The 19,478-nt window shown below is 33.4% G+C and carries 20 protein-coding genes and 1 pseudogene; 9 read left to right on the top strand and 12 right to left on the bottom strand.

Annotation, left to right across the window (positions count from 1 at the left end):
• Positions 1-141 precede the first annotated feature (141 nt).
• On the top strand, positions 142-657 hold the full coding sequence (locus AC2D8K_RS02520) for a YceI family protein (protein WP_002451375.1): 516 nt from the start codon (positions 142-144) through the stop codon (positions 655-657).
• 60 nt (positions 658-717) lie between these two features.
• Here AC2D8K_RS02520 and AC2D8K_RS02515 read toward each other — a convergent pair whose 3' ends face one another.
• Positions 718-1,689 carry an SMP-30/gluconolactonase/LRE family protein gene (locus AC2D8K_RS02515; RefSeq protein ID WP_124228072.1) on the bottom strand — a complete coding sequence of 324 codons (972 nt, stop codon included), beginning with the start codon at positions 1,687-1,689 and terminating at the stop codon, positions 718-720.
• Between the two features lie 333 nt (positions 1,690-2,022).
• Here AC2D8K_RS02515 and trhO point away from each other — a divergent pair, with 333 nt between their 5' ends.
• Positions 2,023-2,985, top strand: a complete 963-nt coding sequence (trhO, locus tag AC2D8K_RS02510) for an oxygen-dependent tRNA uridine(34) hydroxylase TrhO (RefSeq protein ID WP_002451377.1) — start codon at positions 2,023-2,025, stop codon at positions 2,983-2,985.
• A 68-nt stretch (positions 2,986-3,053) separates the two neighbouring features.
• Here trhO and ulaA read toward each other — a convergent pair whose 3' ends face one another.
• Genes ulaA through AC2D8K_RS02490 form a run of 4 tightly spaced genes read right to left on the bottom strand, consistent with a single transcriptional unit; the run spans position 3,054 to position 7,101 of the window.
• Positions 3,054-4,406 (bottom strand): PTS ascorbate transporter subunit IIC, encoded by a 1,353-nt coding sequence (gene ulaA / locus AC2D8K_RS02505; RefSeq protein WP_124228071.1) that lies wholly within the window; start codon positions 4,404-4,406, stop codon positions 3,054-3,056.
• Between the two features lie 12 nt (positions 4,407-4,418).
• Positions 4,419-4,703 carry a PTS sugar transporter subunit IIB gene (locus AC2D8K_RS02500; protein ID WP_047211259.1) on the bottom strand — a complete coding sequence of 95 codons (285 nt, stop codon included), beginning with the start codon at positions 4,701-4,703 and terminating at the stop codon, positions 4,419-4,421.
• A gap of 1 nt (position 4,704) precedes the next feature.
• Positions 4,705-5,148, bottom strand: a complete 444-nt coding sequence (locus AC2D8K_RS02495; protein WP_124228070.1) for a PTS sugar transporter subunit IIA — start codon at positions 5,146-5,148, stop codon at positions 4,705-4,707.
• A complete protein-coding gene (locus AC2D8K_RS02490) occupies positions 5,149-7,101 on the bottom strand; it encodes a BglG family transcription antiterminator (RefSeq protein WP_124228069.1) in 1,953 nt (650 codons plus the stop codon).
• Positions 7,102-7,274: 173 nt separating this feature from the next.
• Here AC2D8K_RS02490 and pcp point away from each other — a divergent pair, with 173 nt between their 5' ends.
• Positions 7,275-7,913, top strand: coding sequence for a pyroglutamyl-peptidase I (gene pcp, locus AC2D8K_RS02485; protein ID WP_124228068.1), 639 nt, complete (start codon positions 7,275-7,277; stop codon positions 7,911-7,913).
• Positions 7,914-7,965: 52 nt separating this feature from the next.
• On the opposite strand, the gene AC2D8K_RS02480 is transcribed toward pcp, so the two are convergent.
• The 3 genes from AC2D8K_RS02480 to AC2D8K_RS02470 are packed head-to-tail and all read right to left on the bottom strand — an operon-like array spanning position 7,966 to position 9,663.
• Entirely contained in the window at positions 7,966-8,529 is a 564-nt protein-coding gene (locus AC2D8K_RS02480; protein ID WP_484697944.1) for a tubby C-terminal domain-like protein, read from the bottom strand.
• A 25-nt stretch (positions 8,530-8,554) separates the two neighbouring features.
• Positions 8,555-9,334, bottom strand: coding sequence for a hypothetical protein (locus AC2D8K_RS02475; RefSeq protein ID WP_124228066.1), 780 nt, complete (start codon positions 9,332-9,334; stop codon positions 8,555-8,557).
• Between the two features lie 2 nt (positions 9,335-9,336).
• Positions 9,337-9,663, bottom strand: a complete 327-nt coding sequence (locus AC2D8K_RS02470; protein WP_002466587.1) for a PadR family transcriptional regulator — start codon at positions 9,661-9,663, stop codon at positions 9,337-9,339.
• 196 nt (positions 9,664-9,859) lie between these two features.
• Between AC2D8K_RS02470 and AC2D8K_RS02465 the strand changes: the two genes are divergently transcribed.
• The gene (locus tag AC2D8K_RS02465; protein ID WP_124228065.1) at positions 9,860-10,336 is read left to right on the top strand and encodes a DinB family protein; all 477 of its coding nucleotides are present in this window, start codon (positions 9,860-9,862) and stop codon (positions 10,334-10,336) included.
• 201 nt (positions 10,337-10,537) lie between these two features.
• Positions 10,538-11,956 (top strand): anion permease, encoded by a 1,419-nt coding sequence (locus tag AC2D8K_RS02460; RefSeq protein ID WP_484697942.1) that lies wholly within the window; start codon positions 10,538-10,540, stop codon positions 11,954-11,956.
• Positions 11,957-12,025: 69 nt separating this feature from the next.
• Here AC2D8K_RS02460 and rarD read toward each other — a convergent pair whose 3' ends face one another.
• Entirely contained in the window at positions 12,026-12,928 is a 903-nt protein-coding gene (gene rarD / locus AC2D8K_RS02455) for an EamA family transporter RarD (RefSeq protein WP_002451384.1), read from the bottom strand.
• 193 nt (positions 12,929-13,121) lie between these two features.
• Positions 13,122-13,331, bottom strand: a complete 210-nt coding sequence (locus tag AC2D8K_RS02450; RefSeq protein WP_002466596.1) for a zinc ribbon domain-containing protein — start codon at positions 13,329-13,331, stop codon at positions 13,122-13,124.
• A 201-nt stretch (positions 13,332-13,532) separates the two neighbouring features.
• Here AC2D8K_RS02450 and AC2D8K_RS02445 point away from each other — a divergent pair, with 201 nt between their 5' ends.
• Both AC2D8K_RS02445 and AC2D8K_RS02440 read left to right on the top strand, forming a co-directional pair.
• Positions 13,533-14,540 carry a HoxN/HupN/NixA family nickel/cobalt transporter gene (locus AC2D8K_RS02445; RefSeq protein ID WP_124228263.1) on the top strand — a complete coding sequence of 336 codons (1,008 nt, stop codon included), beginning with the start codon at positions 13,533-13,535 and terminating at the stop codon, positions 14,538-14,540.
• Between the two features lie 78 nt (positions 14,541-14,618).
• The gene (locus AC2D8K_RS02440) at positions 14,619-15,476 is read left to right on the top strand and encodes an SDR family oxidoreductase (RefSeq protein ID WP_124228063.1); all 858 of its coding nucleotides are present in this window, start codon (positions 14,619-14,621) and stop codon (positions 15,474-15,476) included.
• A gap of 62 nt (positions 15,477-15,538) precedes the next feature.
• Here AC2D8K_RS02440 and AC2D8K_RS02435 read toward each other — a convergent pair whose 3' ends face one another.
• On the bottom strand, positions 15,539-16,567 hold the full coding sequence (locus tag AC2D8K_RS02435) for an SDR family oxidoreductase (protein WP_107533072.1): 1,029 nt from the start codon (positions 16,565-16,567) through the stop codon (positions 15,539-15,541).
• A 210-nt stretch (positions 16,568-16,777) separates the two neighbouring features.
• Here AC2D8K_RS02435 and AC2D8K_RS02430 point away from each other — a divergent pair, with 210 nt between their 5' ends.
• Together AC2D8K_RS02430 and AC2D8K_RS02425 are read left to right on the top strand one after the other, a co-directional pair.
• The gene (locus AC2D8K_RS02430; protein ID WP_107533073.1) at positions 16,778-17,827 is read left to right on the top strand and encodes an ABC transporter permease; all 1,050 of its coding nucleotides are present in this window, start codon (positions 16,778-16,780) and stop codon (positions 17,825-17,827) included.
• Between the two features lie 14 nt (positions 17,828-17,841).
• Positions 17,842-18,503 (top strand): annotated as a pseudogene (locus AC2D8K_RS02425) (ABC transporter ATP-binding protein).
• Positions 18,504-18,569: 66 nt separating this feature from the next.
• On the opposite strand, the gene AC2D8K_RS02420 reads toward AC2D8K_RS02425, so the two are convergent.
• A complete protein-coding gene (locus AC2D8K_RS02420) occupies positions 18,570-19,478 on the bottom strand; it encodes a sensor histidine kinase (protein ID WP_484697941.1) in 909 nt (302 codons plus the stop codon).

Raw genomic sequence — 19,478 nt, 5'->3', positions numbered from 1 at the left:
TTAAATATACTCGAGAGTAGTAAAGGTATGCCATTTTGAAGATTTAATCATAAAAAGTTTGCTTTTCTATAACCAACATGGTATATTCTTTATATCAAATATAAATGATATATTTAAAAAGAGAAAACGGAGGAGTTAATTATGACTCAATTTACATTCGATAGCGTACACAGTGCATTAGATTTCCAAATCAAACATTTAATGGTTTCAAAGGTGAAAGGTGCATTCGAAAAATTCGACGTTAACGTTGAAGGCGATATTAACGATTTAAGTACTTTAAAAGCAACTGCAACAATTGATCCTGCTTCAATCAATACTGGTAACGAAGACCGTGACAACCACTTAAAAACAGGCGATTTCTTCGGTACTGATGAATTCGACAAAATCACTTTCGTATCTAAAGAAGTAAGTGAAAATAGTGTTGTTGGCGACTTAACAATCAAAGGCGAAACACACGAAGAAAAATTCGACGTTGAATATAATGGCGTAAGTAAAAATCCTATGAACGGTGAACAAGTAACAGGTTTCATCGTAACTGGTAAAATCGATAGAGAAAAATATGGCATTAGCTTTAACCAAGCATTAGAAACTGGTGGCGTAATGTTAGGTAGAGAAGTAAAATTCGAAGTTTCAGCAGAATTTTCTATTCAAGACTAATATATATTAAAAAGCGGTTTTCTACATATACGTAGAAAACCGTTTTTTTCATACTCTTATTTAATGAAATTGAAAACTATGATGACCTTTCGCAAATCCATTTACCGTGTATAACATCGATCCGCCACCCATTTCAATATCATTTGAACAAATAATAAGTTGGTTTGTACCGGGAATAAATTGTGGATGCGTAGAGCGTAGCATATGACCTTCATCTCGACCTGGAATTAAAATTTGTCCAATAGGATAGCCTTTTTTATTGAATACTAAGACTCTTCCTTGTCCATACATCGCAACATACAAATTATCATCACTATCAATACAACAAGAATCTGGACCTTCATGACCAGTAAAATAATAAGGAATCGTCGCGCCGAACGGTGCAATTGTCACACCATCTTCCTCTAATTCAATACGGTGTAATCGGTTCGTAGTCGTTTCTGTCACCCAAAGCACACGTTCATCTGTACTTAAGGCTACACCATTTGCGACACTAATATTTTGAATCACAGGTATCACCTTTTGAAAATCTGGTGATACATAATACACACCGCCTTGCGGATGAGTTGAATAACCTCTAAAATCAGTAAAATAAAAGCCACCTTTACGATCAAATACCATATCGTCAATACAATATTCCGTATTTAATTCTGAAATAATCTCTTCAAATTGTTCTCCTTTGTCAGTTGTAGCAAATATGCCACCTGTCGATTTGAAATCCCCTAGATAACATATAAATAATCGACCGTCTTTATGAATTTTAATAGCTGCTGGATTTTCTTTTTTCGATTTAAATGGACGTGTCACTTCTTTAGTATCAGGATTAACTTTAAAGATATTACCTTCAAAGACATCGAGTAAGAATAATTGCCCATCACGATCAAAGTTTAAGCCCTCAAGTTGCAATCCTTTATCCGAGATTTCCACCCATGGTTCCGCTGTTATTGTTTGCAATTCACTTTCCGAAACAATCGGCGCCACACTAGCCGATAGTCCTTCATACTTTAATGTTGGTAAACCATTATTTTCCATTTTCATACCCCTTCTTTCATATATAATGATATCATCACTATTTTATCTGAAATTAAATTTAAAGTCATTGAGGGATATAACCCATTTACTGATACTGTGACATAAGAACATTTTCAAATCATTATTGCCTTATTTTGTCAGTTTTATATCTTAGTAAAATACATTTAAATACTCAGTCACTTGAATGATTTATAAGCTTAGATATTGAATCATTTGCTAATTTTGGTACAATATTATAATGGTGTAAAAATACGTAGACATTAATGAAACGTTTAACAATGCATAAATAATGATGTAAAACACATAGATTAAGAGATTAGAGGAGAATAGAAAATGGATTATAGAGTACTTTTATATTACAAATATACAACGATTGAAGATCCCGAAACATTTGCTGCAGAACACTTAGACTTCTGTAAAGAGAATAACTTAAAAGGACGTATCTTAGTATCAACAGAAGGTATCAACGGTACACTATCAGGTACTAAAGAAGATACAGACAAATATATTGAACATATGCATGCAGACGAACGTTTTAAAGATATGACATTCAAAATTGACGAAGCTGAAGGTCACACATTCAAGAAAATGCACGTACGTCCAAGAAAAGAAATTGTTGCACTTGATTTAGAAGAAGATGTAGATCCACGTGAAACAACTGGTAAATACTACTCACCAAAAGAATTCAAAGAAGCACTTGAAGATGAAAATACAGTCATCTTAGATGCTAGAAATGATTACGAATTTGATTTAGGTCATTTCCGTGGTGCTGTGCGTCCAGACATTACACGTTTCAGAGACTTGCCAGATTGGATCCGCGACAACAAAGACAAATTAGACGGTAAAAACATTGTCACATATTGTACAGGTGGTATTCGTTGTGAAAAATTCTCAGGCTGGTTAGTTAAAGAAGGCTTCGAAAACGTTGGTCAATTACACGGCGGTATCGCAACTTATGGTAAAGACCCAGAAACCAAAGGCCAATACTGGGATGGTAAAATGTATGTCTTCGATGAACGTATTAGCGTAGATGTTAACCAAGTTGAGAAAACAGTGGTCGGTAAAGAACATTTCGACGGCACACCTTGCGAACGTTATATCAATTGTGCCAACCCAGAATGTAACAAACAAATCCTTGTTTCAGAAGAAAATGAAGAAAAATATTTAGGCGCATGCTCATACGACTGTGCAAAACATGAACGCAACCGTTACGTTGCAACACATGATATTAGTGATGAAGAATGGGAACGTCGTTTAGAAAACTTCAAAGACGTTCCAGAACATGCACACGCATAATTAAAATATTTAAAACAGGCCGTAAAACGATACGTTTTACGACCTGTTTTTTTATTGAGTCATTGGGTTTATAACTGTTCTACTCTTTTATCTGATTTCCCTTTTAATAATATAGCTACTGTAGCAATAACAACGATAAAGATAATAGCCCCAATGATACCAGTAAACTTGACGATGTTACCAAATACAATTCCAACAGCTAAAAAGTCGGTATCAGAGAATGTTGTTGATGCAAGTCCAAGTTCTCCTAAGAAAGGTAAGAATAATAATGGTAAAAATGTTATTAACAAACCATTTAAAGCTGACCCTGCAATTGCACCTTTTATACCACCTCTTGCATTGCCAAATACTGCTGAAGCAGCACCTAAAAAGAAATGTGCAACTACTCCAGGTAAAATAACTACACCACCAAATAAAAACAATACAAACATACCGATAACACCAGTAATAAAGCTTACAAAGAATCCAATTAATACTGCATTTTGTGCGTAAGGAAAGACAATAGGGCAATCTAATGCAGGTTTAGAGTTAGGCACAATTTTTTCAGAAATCCCTTTAAATGCTGGTACAATCTCTGCAAGTATCAACCTTACTCCTGTTAAAATAATAAATACGCCTGCAGCGAATGTAACACCTTGTATTACAGAAAACACTATAAAATTTTGTCCATCACTTATTTTATTTACATAGTTTACTCCAGCAAATAAAGAAGCAATAAAATATAACAATGCCATTGTAATGGAAATACTTATTGTACTTTCTCTTAAAAAACTCAAACCTTTAGGAAATTTAATATCTTCTGTAGATTTAGATTTCCCTTTGAATAATTTACCAACTTCACCAGCAGCCCAATAACTAATAGTACCAAAATGACCTAATGCGACTTGATCATTGCCAGTTATTTTTCTCATTGTTGGTTGAGCAAGAGCTGGTAATATAGCCATAATTAATCCTAAAATTATTGATCCTATCACTACAGTTAAATATCCTTTTATATGACCTACAGTTAATAAAATAGCTAAAAATGCTGCCATATAAAACGTATGATGTCCTGTTAAGAATATATACTTAAGATTTGTAACACGAGCAATTAATATATTTAAAATCATACCAAATACCATGATAAGCGCTGCAGTAGTTCCATAATCTTTTAAAGCTAACGAAATAATAGCTTCATTATTGGGTACGATTCCTTGAACACCAAATGCATGTTGGAATATTTTCCCAAATGGTTCAAGAGATTTAGAAACAACTTCAGCTCCTGCGCTTAAAATTAAGAAACCTAACATTGTCTTAATCGTACCAGAAGTAATTGCTGAAGCAGATTTCTTTTGAACTAATAATCCAACAAATGCTATAAGCGCTACTAATATAGCTGGTTGACTTAAAATATCTACTATAAAATCTAATATGGCTTTCATATGTCCACCTCCCTAAATCATATTTAAATCATTCAATTTACTTTCCAATTTATTTTGTAATTCTTCTTTATCTAAAATATTATCTAGAACTAATACATCACCTAAACGTTCTGCATTTTCTTCCAAATCTCTACCACATATAAATAAGTCTGCCATTTCTGGACTAGCAGTCATAATATCACTATGTTCGACTTCAATATCCGAAGGTGCATTTAAATTCTTCAAAGCTTCTTGTGCATTCATTTCAACCATAAAACTACTTCCTAAACCGTGTCCGCATACTACTAAAATTTTCATATTAATCATTCTCCTTTAATAATTTTAAAATGTCTTCCTTGTTTTCAGCTTGCACTAATTGATTTACAATTGCTTGGTTTCCTAATGCGCTTGCTAGACTTTGTAATATAGTTAAATGTGATGTATTATCAATTGCACTCAAGACAAAAATGAGTGAAGCATAATGACTATCTTCAGCAAAATTAATGTGTTGATGAAGTTTCAAAAGACTTAATCCAACTTCTTTTACATTATTATCAGGCCTTGCATGTGCAATAGCTATCTCTGGTGCAATAACAATATATGGTCCCATTTCATTCACACTTTCTATCATTGCACTTACATAATTATTATTAATACTATGATTATCTAATAAAGGTTGTGCTGCTATTTCTATAGCTTCGGACCAAGTCGATACTTTTTCCTTTATAACTATTTTGTCCTCTGTCAAAATATCTAAAGTCACTCAATTCATCCTTTCTTCTGAAATTTCATTTATATATTGATTTATCATTTGTATATTGCCTTCTAAAAAAGCTTTCTTTTTAATATCATCCGTTAATAGTTGGCTCAATTGTCCTAATGCTTTGAGATGTAAATGTGGTTTTTTCGTTGCTAGGACAATAATCACCTTAACTGGGTCATATTTCTGATGACCGAATGGAATACCGTTGTCTACATATGTCATTGCAAATCCAGCACCTTTTTGAACATAAGTGGTATCAGAATGTAATAATGCTATATGAGGACTAATTACCATATAAGGTCCAAACGATTCCATTTGCTTTATAATCGCATCTGCATATCTACTTTTAATAATATTATCTTGTAATAATAAATCAGACACTTGATATATCGCCCTATCTTTATTAATCATATGTTCAGTTTTAGTTATTCTGTGTTCTGGTAATAGTTCTCTAAGGTTTTCTCCTATTTGTTCTAATTGAACGACTTTAGATTCTCTATATTGATTCACAATTTGGTTCAATTGATCTCTTGAACTTTTATTAAGAAAGGTATCAACCGTAACAACTGGTATTTCATCAAAATGACAATCTACTGTAGAAATAATGTAGTCGACACCCTTTTTCAACAATTCTTCTTCATCAATTTGATAAATCGAAAATGCATCAATCACGTCAAATTCAGGATACAAATTGCCTAATTTACTTTTCAGTAATTGAGAGGTTCCAATGCCAGAGCCACAAAGTAATACTACTTTGATATAACTACTTTTTTGTGTGGAAATGCGTTCTATACTTGATACAAAGTGCACTGTCATATATGCAATTTCATCTTCTGTAAATGATATGTCATAAGCTTCTTCAATGACATGGATATTTCTCTTCACTATGTCATAAACATTTTTGTATTGTTTTTTAATATCTTCTTTCAAAGGATTCTTCTCAACCAGATTAAATTTCATTCTATGAATTGCAGGTTGTATATGAACAATCAAACCATTTAATAATTTGCTATTTTCTCTTAAATCTACACCTATTTCTACGCTAACTTGTTTAATAAGTTCATTTAAAAATTGTTCTAGTTCTCCAGTATTTATATTATTTTCCTTGATACTAGAAATTTTGGAACTCAACAAATGTAATGTTATAAAAATAGCTTCCGATTCAGAGAATTGAATATCAAATTTAATTTCTAAATTCTTTTTCAATTTTTGTGAAATACGATATTGAACCGTATCACATACTTTTTCATATTCTTCTTTTGGAACATCGATTGAGTAATTTAATTTCAATCTGTGTATAGCAATGATAATATGATAAACTAAACCATCTACTGCAGATTGAACGAGTCGATAATCTTCTTCGTTTAACGTTTCTATGACCGTTTTTCTCACAATCGCTAACTCTTCTTCAGAAAATAAGTTATCTTGAAAATAAGGCACAGTCATTTTGAAATAATTTTTAACTATATTTGCATAAGCTTGTCTTAATGCTTCTTCTTCTCCATTGATAATAAATCCTTTGTTTTGAATATACTTCATTTCTAAATGGTAAGATGCCAACCATTGTTGTACTAATTTAAGGTCATTCACAATCGTTCGTCTCGATACTTTCATTAATTCTGCTAAATGATTAGATGACAATGGTTGTGTCGCTTCAAAAAGTGTAATCAGTATATTTGTCTTACGTTCGTTTTTAGTTAAATGAACTATTTCTGATAAATTATCAAGTTCCGAATCATAAATTTTTTGATCCAATGTTTTAGCTTTTACGCCTAATGACTTATGCCTCATTAATACGAATTGTTTATTGTCTTGAAAACTTTCAATATTTTGTAAATCATATTGTATAGAACGTTGTGAGATATCAAACATTTCAGCTAACCTGGCAATTGATACAAATGATTCTGTTTTCAACAAGAAATACAAAATTTTAGTTTGTCTGTTACTTAACAATATTTAATCCTCCTATCTATATTGTAAGCGATTTCTTTTAGGGTTAGATGTGAAATTCTTTTCATATTCAAATCCGCAATTATGCATATCAGATTTAACTCATTCTATAATACTCTTAAACCATACTTAATCGTGTTATGATTTAATAAATGTTAATTTATTGAGGTGGGCGTATGAAGATTCTAGTTACTGGATTTGATCCATTTGAGGGCAATCAAGTTAATCCTTCTTGGGAGGCGGTTAAGCAATTGCCTGACCATATCGGACAACATGATATTACAAAGTTAGAAGTGCCAACTGTCTTTCATAAAGTGATGAATGTCATACAACAAGCGTTAGATTGCGGAGAATATGACGCCGTCGTTGCAGTAGGTCAAGCCGGTGGGCGTGCCGAAATCACCCCTGAACGTATCGGTATCAATATAGATGATGCCAGAATAGCTGATAATGAAGGACAACAACCTATCGATATTCCTATACAACCTAAGGGTGCACCAGCTTATTTTTCAAATTTACCTGTTAAACGAATGACAGAAAATATCAAACAACAAGGCATCCCTGCAAAACTATCAAACAGTGCAGGTACGTTTGTATGTAATCATATTTTATATCAACTCGGTTACTTAAATGCTACACGCTTTCCAAACCTGCTATTCGGATTCATTCATGTGCCCTATATTCCTGAACAAGTCGAATCAACATCTCAATCACCCTCATTGTCATTGGACACAATTGTTAAAGGTTTAATCGCAGCAATCGGAGCAATTGACAGAAATGATGACATCAAAATCCCTTTAGGTGAGACACATTAATTCATATAAAAATAGCCAAGAATGACCTACTCCTATCATTCTTGGCTAATTTTTATATCGTAGGCGGTCCTATCATTGACCATCCTTTATGACGTGTATAGACATGATTCACTGCAAAGATATGAAGTATCGCAATGCACAAGATCTTATGATCTTCAAAAAACCGATCTTCTCCACCACGTATTTCTGCGTAGTCTCCAACTTGTTTCCAATATGCAATATCACGATCTAATTTAGCATCTTTCATGTGCGTCTGATTATTTTCATCGGCATATATATTTAAAATTCGATTATTTAATTTGATAATGCCATACGTATCCTTTGTTCCACTACTTTTCTTATCAAATAAAATCTTTTGTGTGCTGCCCTTGTCGTGATAATACAACTCGAAATGTTTACCCTCTAACACAGACTTTGCACTAGCTTCGACAATGATTTCTCCTGCTGAATTCCTCAATTCATATCTTCTAAATCTTAAAGATAATGTGACAATACTTACGATTCTTTCAAATGGATTACGAAAAACTTTCTGTATATCAACAATATGTTGGTTCCCTTCATCATAAACTAGAGATGATTGGGTAGAAAAAGGATTCCTCTTTTTATACTTATACATCCTACTGCCACCTCTTTTAATAGAATTATTCACGTTTATCTTCTTTTCTTAATTTCCAGAGCTTATAAATATAATAACCTATGAATCCCCAACTAATCATTAACAGTATCACCGAGGAAATAATAATAAATGTTTCACGATTACCACTCATACTTCCAGTGAAAAGGTGCGCAATTAAGTTAGGTGCAGACACTATTAAAATAATAAATGCGAAAATCTTCTGTTTAACTATAAAGCAACCAATCATTGTCAAAATGAGTAAAATGATTCCAATCGCTAAACTTTGTATATTAGATAATTTAATCATAGTATAGATTGGATAATGCCTTAATAAATATTCGCCAGCTATCATCAATAAATAAACACCTATACCAAATCCTATGATCACAATGTAAGATTCTTTCTTATCTCCCCATCGAACTAACGCTTTCCTCATCACTACGAGTTGTACAACCACACCTAAAATGAATACACCTATAATATAAAGCAGGAGTGATACTGACACATCAAACGTACCTTGATCAAGCATTCTAGGTATCATAAAAATGGCCAATAAGAATACTATAAAGTACATCACATATTTATATAATCCCTGTGTCAATGTCATTTCTTTAGCAAAACGATCTGCATATGATTTTACAGGCGTCTGAATAATAGGACGTACATCTTCACCATTTTGTTCAGCAGTCAGTAAATGATCTCGCAATTCATCGTCTATCTCGTTCACTTCATCTTCGTCTTTTCCTCTAAAAAGAAGTTCGACTCTTAATTTGTCCAAGAAATTTTCCGATTCTTTACTCAACATAACTATTCACTCCCGAATAAATTATTCATACCTGAGTTTAAATACTTCCACTTCTCTTGAAATGCTGCTAACTCTACTTTGCCGCTTTCTGTAATCGTATAATATTTTCTTTTAGGCCCACCATTATCAGATTTACGAACTGTTGTTTCTACGTATCCTTTTTTACTCAAACGTAAGAGTACAGGATAAATACTTCCATCACTAATTTCAGGAAATTGATGGGCATGCAATTTTTCTAATATTTCATAACCATATGTTTCACCTTTAGCTATTAATCCTAATATTGCGCCATCTAGCAGTCCTTTCATCATTTGATTTGATACTGACATCATCAACGCCTCCGACTACTATCTTATAATATAAGATAGTCATAAATCTATTCTTGTCAACTATCTTACAATAAAAGATAGTCATTTCATACTATTCACTATCAATCACACTCATTTTGTAATGTCTAAGATATGATGATTCTGGGTAAACACAATTAGAACGATTAAGTATATTTTTTATACATAGGAGAGATGGATGATGACGAATACGGTTTATGATGTTATAGATACGGGTGTTCATTATTTAGTAAATATGTATGATAGTTGGAAAGTTGAAGATATTTTAGATCAAGATAGTGACGTATTTCCTAATAATATACATTGGCAATTCGGTCATGTATTAACTGTTTTTGAAAATGCATTATCTAAAGGCAATCAACATGTGGTTGATTTAGAACGCTATAGACAACTATTTGCGCCTGGATCTAAACCAGCTGACTGGCCTCAAATTGAAGGTGGTGTGCCGAGTATCGATGAGATTTTAAAAGATATTCAAACTATTCCTAAACGTGCAAGACAATTAACAGATGAACAATTGGCGCAAACGTTAGATCAACCCATTGCAGGATTCTCCACAGTGGAAGGTCTATTAATGTTAAATGCCATTCATATCCCGCTTCACGCTGGTAAAATTGAAGAAATGGCACGTATTATAAAACAACAATACTTTTGATAATCTGGTACTTAAATCAACAGTTCAGGTTATCACCATTTAAAGGATGTCACTTGTTAAGTGAGGTCCTTTTTTATGTCCTAAATCACCGAAAATGATTCTCAATTAATTACTCAAACCCTCTGTACATTCACTATAAATAGGATTATCCTAGTGGTGTATTAATGAATCTCCTAATAGAAAGAAAGAAGGAAACTCATCTTGGAAAATAATGTAAAATACAAAAAGTTTATTCTTCCTATTGTAGTTGGTTTACTCATATGGGCATTAACCCCCTTCAAACCAGATGCACTAGATGCTCAAGCATGGTATATGTTTGCGATATTTGTCGCTACAATCATCGCTTGTATCACACAACCTATGCCCATTGGCGCCGTATCTATTATTGGATTTACGTTAACCGTATTGGTTGGTGTTGTAGATATTAAGACCGCTGTCCAAGGCTTCGGTAATAATAGTATATGGCTTATTGCTATGGCATTCTTCATTTCAAGAGGCTTTGTTAAAACGGGTTTAGGTCGTCGAATCGCACTGCAATTCGTCAAACTGTTCGGTAAAAAGACCTTGGGCTTAGCTTATTCATTAGTGGGTGTCGATTTAATATTAGCACCTGCTACACCAAGTAATACTGCACGTGCCGGTGGTATTATGTTCCCTATTATTAAATCACTGTCTGAATCATTTGGTTCAAGTCCTAAAGACGGTACAGAACGTAAAATGGGTGCCTTTCTCATCTTCACTGAATTCCAAGGTAACCTCATTACAGCAGCAATGTTCTTAACTGCAATGGCAGGTAATCCACTAGCTCAAAACTTAGCCGAAAAAACTGCGCATGTACATATTACGTGGATGAATTGGTTTTTAGCTGCACTTGTACCTGGACTAGTATCCTTAATCGTCGTTCCATTTATTATTTATAAAATGTATCCACCTACTGTAAAGGAAACACCCAATGCCAAACAGTGGGCTGAAAATGAATTAGCCAATATGGGACCTATATCCATTGCTGAAAAATTCATGACAGGTATCTTTATCGTAGCATTAGCATTATGGGTAACAGGTAGCTTTATCCATGTTGATGCAACATTAACAGCGTTTATTGCGTTAGCATTACTGTTACTTACAGGTGTCTTAACATGGAAAGATATTTTAAATGAAACAGGCGCATGGAATACATTAGTTTGGTTCTCAGTACTTGTACTCATGGCAGATCAGTTAAACCAACTAGGATTTATTCCATGGTTGAGTCAATTGATTGCACATAGCTTACATGGTTTAAGTTGGCCAATTGTCATTGTGTTACTTATACTATTTTTCTTCTATTCACATTATTTATTCGCAAGTGCAACTGCACATGTCAGTGCAATGTATGCCGCATTATTAGGCGTGGCAGTCGCAGCCGGAGCACCTCCATTATTCAGTGCTTTAATCCTTGGGTTCTTCGGTAACTTATTAGTGTCAACAACACACTATAGTAGTGGTCCAGCACCTATTCTTTATGGCTCAGGCTATATCACACAAAAACGTTGGTGGACAATGAATATCGTATTAGGATTCGTCTACTTTATCATCTGGATTGGCTTAGGCTCATTATGGATGAAATTAATCGGTATATTTTAATCAATTCAATATCAATTTAAAAAATCATCACCTATACCACATTTTCTTGGGTAAAGGTGATGATTTTTCTTATTCTGTAATTGGTCTTCTTTTCATTTTTAAATATTGAGATGTACTATATAACACAATACCTATCCAAATAAATATAAACGTAATCAACTGATTGATATCAAACGGTTCGTTAAATAAGAAGATACCTAAAACAAACATAATGGTCGGTCCAACATATTGGATGAACCCTGTTAAAGATAATGGAATACGTTTTGCGCCCGCTGAGAATAGTATTAAAGGAATCGCTGTAATCGCACCAGAGAATAATAACCAGAAAGATGACATGTTCATACCAAAGCTAAGTTGATGTTGTTGCCATAAGTACCCTACATAAATTAATCCTGCAGGAGCCGTGACAATACATTCTACTGTAATACTACTAATCGCATCGATATGGACGACCTTTTTCAATAATCCATAAATCCCAAATGAAAATGCCAACATGAGTGACACGATTGGGAATTCTCCTACTTTCAGTGTCATGTATAGTACGCCAATAAATGCAAATAGAATCGCTAACCATTCAAATTTATTAAATCGTTCTTTTAGGAAAATAAGCGCTAATAAGATACTCACTAACGGATTAATATAATAACCTAAACTAGATTGTAATACATGCCCATTCGTCACTGCCCATATAAACGTTCCCCAGTTAATCGTTATCACATAACCAGCAACGACGATGGCTACAAGTTGTATAGGATGTGTCACCAATTGATTCACATCTCGAATAAATGCTTGCCTTTGATTCTTGCCAATGATTAAAATAAAAATCATGAATATCGCTGAAAAGATAATTCTAAAGGCTAAAATTTCAAATGCACCAATATGATGAATCAGTTCCCAATATATAGGCAAAATGCCCCATAAAACATATGCGCCTAGTGCGAAAAATATGCCTTTTTTATATTCATTATTCATCAAAGTCCTCCCTTCACACATCTCAATCGTTATAATAATATCAGTCTACTAATAAATGAATCAGAAAAACAATAGTTTGTTTATAAAAATACACCCCAACATATTGAACGCTTAATTCAACAATTGGGATGTTCATTCATATACTCATTATCAATGATTAAAGATAGTATATTTAAGGACTCATAGTCAGTCACTAGCCACCGAAAAAGAGATCAATGATATCTGATTTTCTATTCTTATCATCTTTATAAAATTCCGTATAACCACAATTTTTACAAGTAATCGTTATAAAATTATTATGTTGTAAATCGAAAACTTTTGAGAGCCCTGAACCAGTTGCAGAAAGTGTGCCCTCTTCGACTTCAGTATGTCCGCATTTAACACACCCTTGATGTTCAACCATTTGTCATCCCCCTTATTTAAAAACTTGTCATTAATCTATACCTGACAATATAATCATTCAAACGTTTAATCTATTAACCTTATTTCGTTGTAATATCAATTAAATAATAATTAAAACTAATTTATTTTCGGCATAACATTTTTGTTACACTAATAAAATTTTCTATGCGTTTATCAGAAAGAGGGTATTATTTTGAAATCAATGCAACGACAATCATTAAGTTGGTTACCATACATAAGTATTGTCATCTTACTACACATTATTGGATTTAGCTTTTTATGGTTTGTAGGTAAAGATCATCATATTTTATTTGGCATGGGTATATTGGCATATACGTTAGGTTTACGTCATGCTTTCGATGCCGATCATATTGCTGCTATCGATAATACAGTTAGAAAGTTATTACAACAACGTCGCGATCCTGTAGGTGTCGGTTTCTACTTTTCAATCGGTCACTCTACAGTCGTATTTTTAATGGCTGTATTACTAGGTATCTCAGTCAAATGGGCTAAAAGTGAATTACCCCATTTCCAAGACATAGGTGGTACGATTGGCACGTTAGTTTCCGGATTTTTCTTAGTTCTAATTGGTATCTTAAATTTAATTATTCTAGTATCTCTAGTTCAATTATTTATGAAATTACGTAAACAAAAGGGCATTGATGATGAGGAAGTGAATGAGCTATTAGAATCTAGAGGCTTTATCACTCGATTTGTAGGACCTTACTTCAAAGTCATCAGTAGAAGTTGGCACGTATTACCATTAGGTTTCCTCTTTGGTTTAGGATTTGATACAGCAAGCGAAATTGCATTGCTCGCGTTATCATCTGGTGCTTCTCAACAAGCTATTTCATTTATAGGTATCTTATCATTACCTATTTTATTTGCGGCGGGTATGAGTTTATTAGATACCTTAGATGGTGTAGTGATGAAATCTGCCTACAACTGGGCATTCTTTAATCCTATTCGTAAAATCTATTACAACATTACAATTACAACCATTTCAGTTATCGCAGCTTTAATAATTGGCCTAATAGAGTTGTTACAAATTATGGCTGATAAATTGGCGTTATCAGGTGGCTTTTGGTCACTAATTCAATCCATTCAATTTGACTATTTAGGTTATATTTTGGTTGGTTTGTTCTTAATCACATGGTTGATTTCAACACTGATTTGGAAATTCGGAAAAGTTGAGCAACGTTGGTCTTAAATCTTTGCTATTCCATTGATAACCACGTAAACTTATCGCAACTAAAGATTTAAAAAATAACAATCGGGGAATTCGTTCATGAATAAAAAAATCGCATTAATTACTGGGTCTTCAACAGGCTTAGGCTTAGAAACTGCTTCACTACTGGCTAAAAAAGGATATAAAGTATACGCAACGATGCGTCATTTAGAAAAGCAAGATGCACTCATGCAATTATCACAGCAAGACGGTATCGACTTAGAAGTCAAACAACTAGATGTTACTAACTTAGATCATATCAATCAAGTCGTTACTGACATTATCAATACTGAAGGTCGTATTGATATCCTTATTAATAACGCAGGTGCTGGCTTTGTTAAAACAACGGAACTCGCATCAGATGATGAAATCATGTGGCAATTGAATTTAAACTTAATGGGCGTCATTCGTATGACAAAAGCAGTCTTACCATATATGAGAAATCAAAGAGACGGACGTATCATTAATATATCTTCTGTTGGCGGTCTTGTAGGCCAACCATTTAACGAAATTTATTGTGCAACTAAATTCGGTGTGGAAGGTTATACGGAAGCGATGGCTAGTTACGTTCAACCAGAATTCAATATTAAATTCACTCTCATCGAACCAGGTGGCATTCAATCAGAATTCACAAATAATGTGATGGCACAACTACAGTCTACGGGTGGTCTTAAAGATGATGAGTACAAGCCAATCCTTGATTCATACTTAGGCGGTCTTAAAGAGAATTATGGCACGGGGTCCTCTCAAACTTCTGAAGAAGTCGCTATCGTCATACTTAATACGTTAGAAATGGAAGAACCACCTATTCGTACTCGTACATCAGACTGGTCTGAAGCATTTACCGAACTCAAAACACAAGCTGATCCAACGGGTAAAGAACAACAACGTCGTGTTGTTAAATTATTAGGAAAATAGATATACAACATCAAAGCAGTAGTAAGTCATTTTAAACACTGACCTACTACTGCTTTTTTAATTTATTTAATCAAGTTATATTTAGCCATACTATCAAGCGCTTCTAGAATTGCCTCTTCTTGTGTTCCAATTGGGCGCCAACCAAGTATTGATTTAGCGTGTTCGTTACTTACATTTCTATTCATATCAAGTAACAATTTACCTTCTTTAGCCTCTTTATTAAACTTCGCACCTAAACCTAATACAAAATTAGGCAATTTCTTTGTAGATGTTTGAGTAGCTAATTCAGGACGTTGATGTTTAATTAATTGGGCAATTTCTGGCATTGAAATTTGTCCGTCTGCCGTGGCGATAAATCGTTGGTTATTGGCCTCAGGTGTAGTCATCGCTAAAATGTGTAAACGCGCCACATCTCTGACATCAACTACATTTAATGGGATATTAGGCACACGTTTTAATGACCCGTCGACTAAATTTTTAATAATATTAAAACTTCCCGATACGTGGCTATCTAATGATGGGCCTAACATTGCTACAGGGTTTATCGTCGCAAATTCTAAATCATTATCTTTATTCTTAACAAAGTCCCATGCCGCCTTCTCTGCTAATAACTTAGATTTTTCATAAGCTGACAATCCCGGTTCATCTTGGTTTGTCCAGTTTTCTTCGGTAGTGATACTAGATTGGTCTTTATTACTAAATCCGACAGCACCAAAGTTTGACGTCATCACTACACGTTTCACATTCGCTTTCTCCGCTGCTCTCAAAATTCGTTGGATACCTTCAATCGCTGGTCTAATGACTTCCGTTTCATCTTCTGGAATATCAAAGAATACTGGTGAAGCGACACTCAATACATATTTACAATCTTTCATCGCTTCATTCCAATGTTCATCCTTTGATAAATCCGCTTCTACAAATGATAACTTTTCAGTTTTTATGTGATGATCATTTAATGTTTTAATTACTTGTTTCTTTTTATCTAAAGAACGTAACGTCGTACGTACCTCATAGCCATCTTTTAATAGTTCACTAATGATACGCATTCCTAAGAACCCGCTACCACCTGTGACCAAGACTTGTTCATTCATATTTAACCTCCTCAGGTTAACTTATTTGAGCTTTGATTATAACAGGTTATATGACATTCAACTAATTATATGAATATTACCAATGTTTTGTTATTATTTTAAATCAACCGAAATTTTATGAAATAAGCGCAAAAAATGGTATCTTAAAGTAATCTAATCACGATAAGCTATACAACGGCCTTATCTATTTACAAAGGAGGATACAACCTAATGTTCTTAGCCTGGAATGAAATTAAAAGAAACAAACTTAAGTTCAGTTTAATTATTGGGATTTTAGTACTCATTAGCTATTTATTATTTTTATTATCTGGACTGGCAAACGGGTTAATCAAAATGAATACAGAAGGCATTGAAAAATGGCATGCTGACGCTATTATTTTAAACAAAGATGCCAATCAAACTGTAGAACAATCTGTATTTGATCAATCCAAAGTGAAAGACGACTTCAAACAAGCAACACCATTGAAACAACAAGGTGTCATCGTTTCTAATAAACAAAAAGAAGAAAATGCCTTACTCTTCGGTGTGACATCTCATTCATTTTTAGTGCCAAAATTAGTTGACGGGCATCAAGTAAAAAAGACCAATGAAGTGGTGATTGACCAAACCCTTAAAGATAAAGGATTCAAAGTTGGCGATACATTATCATTGTCACAATCAGACGAAAAATTGAAGGTCGTAGGTATTACAGAAAGTGCGAAGTACAATGCATCACCAGTGATTTTTTCTAATAACAAAACGATTGAAAAGATCAATCCAGCGCTATCAAAAGATAAAACCAATGCCATTGTCGTGAAAGATAAAAATTGGAAAGATCATAAACTCGATAGTGATTTAGAAGGCGTATCTATCAATGCATTTATTGAAAATTTACCGGGTTATAAAGCTCAAAATCTAACTTTAAACTTTATGATTTCTTTCCTATTTGTGATTTCAGCAACGGTTATCGGTGTGTTCTTATATGTCATGACGCTACAAAAGACAAATCTATTCGGCGTCTTAAAAGCACAAGGCTTCACTAATACCTATCTAGCTAAAATGGTATTAGCACAAACCTTTATATTGTCACTGATTGGTACGGCAATTGGACTGATACTAACATTATTAACAAGCACTATCCTGCCTGATGCTGTTCCAATACAGTTTAATATGATTACACTACTTATATTTGGTGTAGTACTCATCATTATTTCATTATTAGGAAGTCTATTTTCAGTCTTATCTATTAGAAAAATTGATCCATTGAAAGCAATTGGATAGAAAGGAGTATGCAGATGTTACAATTTAAAGCTGTCACAAAATCATTTAAAGATGGTAACCAAACGATAGAAGCTGTTAAATCAACTGATTTGTCGTTTAATCAAGGCGAACTCATCGCCATTGTAGGGCCATCTGGTTCTGGGAAAAGCACTTTTTTAACAATGGCAGGTGCATTACAAACAACTACTACGGGTGACATATGGATTAATCAACAAAATATTACCCAATTAAAACAAAAGGCCCTTGCCCGTATTAGAATTCAAGAAATTGGATTTATTCTACAATCCACTAATTTAGTACCATTTTTAACGGTTAAACAACAATTTCAGTTACTTGAAAAGTATAAAAAAGATGTACTCAATAAAGATGAATATAAAGATTTACTAAATCAATTAGGCCTCACCGAAATAGAGAACCAACTCCCTAGTGAAATATCAGGTGGTCAAAAGCAACGTGTTGCCATTGCCAAAGCAATCTATACTAACCCATCAATCATATTGGCCGATGAACCCACTGCTTCGTTAGATAAGACAACGCGATGGCCGTTATGAAAATCTTAGAACATCAAACAAAGCAGCGAAACAAAACATGCATCATCGTTACCCACGACGAGCGATTAACCCAATTCTGCGACAAAGTCTATCACATGCAAGACGGTGTGTTACAAGCCCAATAACAATAACAAACCTGTTCCCAACGACGTTGTTGAGAACAGGTTTTAATTTATTTTTACATCTTTTCATTATTTTTGTCTATTTACTCTTGGCAATTCAATAGATATATAGAACTGATTATTTTGGTAAGCAGCTGTAATTCTACCATTCTGTACTTCTACTAATCGCTTAACCATGTATAAACCTAATCCCGTACTACCATTATGTCTACTGGCATCAAGTGTTTGAGATCTTTTGAATAAGTTAGTTTGATCACCATCACTTAATGGTTCATCAGTATCATTTTGTATTTCAATAAGCACCCTGTCTTTGTTATCGAAAACTTTAATTTTCGCATATGTCTTACCATATTTAAGAATATTTGATATTAAATTATTGATAATCCGTTCTAAACATACTCGATCAGCTTTGACTAAGTGCGTACCATCCTCATTAAATAATACATTAATAGACTTGTTATCAAATTGGTTGAAATACGATAAAAATTGTTCTTTTAAACATTCATCAATATTAATTTCTTGTATATTTAAAGCATAATCTCCTGAATTTAATTTAGTCATTTCATGAAATAGATCCACCATATTGATAAGGTTATCTGTTTTACTATTAATCACCTTAGCATAACGATTGACTTCATCTATTGTTTCAATCTCCTGCATAAAGTTAGCATATCCTTTAATAGCTGTTAAAGGTGTTCGAATATCATGAGATATATTGGTAATCTCTTGATTTAACAGTAATTCCTGTTGCTTATATTTCACAACTTCTTTTCTCTTTGCATTTAACACATCATTGATTTCATTAATCAGGTTAACTGAATGTTTATGATGAGTATTAGTTCGAATAATTTGATTCGAATTAATATGATGTTTTATATATTTCAATTGTTTCGTTAATTGAGTCATATCATATTTCAACAATAAATATTTATAAATTATAACAACAAGAATGAGCGCTAATATAATACTGATTATCAT

It is taken from the genome of Staphylococcus sp. 510, assembly GCF_057219715.1.
This window is presented reverse-complemented; position numbering and strand designations above follow the sequence as displayed.

What these genes read in the sequence shown, in the direction of transcription:
- AC2D8K_RS02520 (WP_002451375.1), top strand. Translation starts at nt 142, where the DNA reads ATGACTCAATTTACATTCGATAGCGTACACAGTGCATTAGATTTCCAA.
- AC2D8K_RS02515 (WP_124228072.1), bottom strand. Translation starts at nt 1,689, where the DNA reads ATGGAAAATAATGGTTTACCAACATTAAAGTATGAAGGACTATCGGCT.
- trhO (WP_002451377.1), top strand. Translation starts at nt 2,023, where the DNA reads ATGGATTATAGAGTACTTTTATATTACAAATATACAACGATTGAAGAT.
- ulaA (WP_124228071.1), bottom strand. Translation starts at nt 4,406, where the DNA reads ATGAAAGCCATATTAGATTTTATAGTAGATATTTTAAGTCAACCAGCT.
- AC2D8K_RS02500 (WP_047211259.1), bottom strand. Translation starts at nt 4,703, where the DNA reads ATGAAAATTTTAGTAGTATGCGGACACGGTTTAGGAAGTAGTTTTATG.
- pcp (WP_124228068.1), top strand. Translation starts at nt 7,275, where the DNA reads ATGAAGATTCTAGTTACTGGATTTGATCCATTTGAGGGCAATCAAGTT.
- AC2D8K_RS02480 (WP_484697944.1), bottom strand. Translation starts at nt 8,529, where the DNA reads ATGTATAAGTATAAAAAGAGGAATCCTTTTTCTACCCAATCATCTCTA.
- AC2D8K_RS02475 (WP_124228066.1), bottom strand. Translation starts at nt 9,334, where the DNA reads ATGTTGAGTAAAGAATCGGAAAATTTCTTGGACAAATTAAGAGTCGAA.
- AC2D8K_RS02470 (WP_002466587.1), bottom strand. Translation starts at nt 9,663, where the DNA reads ATGTCAGTATCAAATCAAATGATGAAAGGACTGCTAGATGGCGCAATA.
- AC2D8K_RS02465 (WP_124228065.1), top strand. Translation starts at nt 9,860, where the DNA reads ATGATGACGAATACGGTTTATGATGTTATAGATACGGGTGTTCATTAT.
- rarD (WP_002451384.1), bottom strand. Translation starts at nt 12,928, where the DNA reads ATGAATAATGAATATAAAAAAGGCATATTTTTCGCACTAGGCGCATAT.
- AC2D8K_RS02450 (WP_002466596.1), bottom strand. Translation starts at nt 13,331, where the DNA reads ATGGTTGAACATCAAGGGTGTGTTAAATGCGGACATACTGAAGTCGAA.
- AC2D8K_RS02445 (WP_124228263.1), top strand. Translation starts at nt 13,533, where the DNA reads ATGCAACGACAATCATTAAGTTGGTTACCATACATAAGTATTGTCATC.
- AC2D8K_RS02440 (WP_124228063.1), top strand. Translation starts at nt 14,619, where the DNA reads ATGAATAAAAAAATCGCATTAATTACTGGGTCTTCAACAGGCTTAGGC.
- AC2D8K_RS02435 (WP_107533072.1), bottom strand. Translation starts at nt 16,567, where the DNA reads ATGAATGAACAAGTCTTGGTCACAGGTGGTAGCGGGTTCTTAGGAATG.
- AC2D8K_RS02430 (WP_107533073.1), top strand. Translation starts at nt 16,778, where the DNA reads ATGTTCTTAGCCTGGAATGAAATTAAAAGAAACAAACTTAAGTTCAGT.
- AC2D8K_RS02420 (WP_484697941.1), bottom strand. Translation starts at nt 19,478, where the DNA reads ATGATAATCAGTATTATATTAGCGCTCATTCTTGTTGTTATAATTTAT.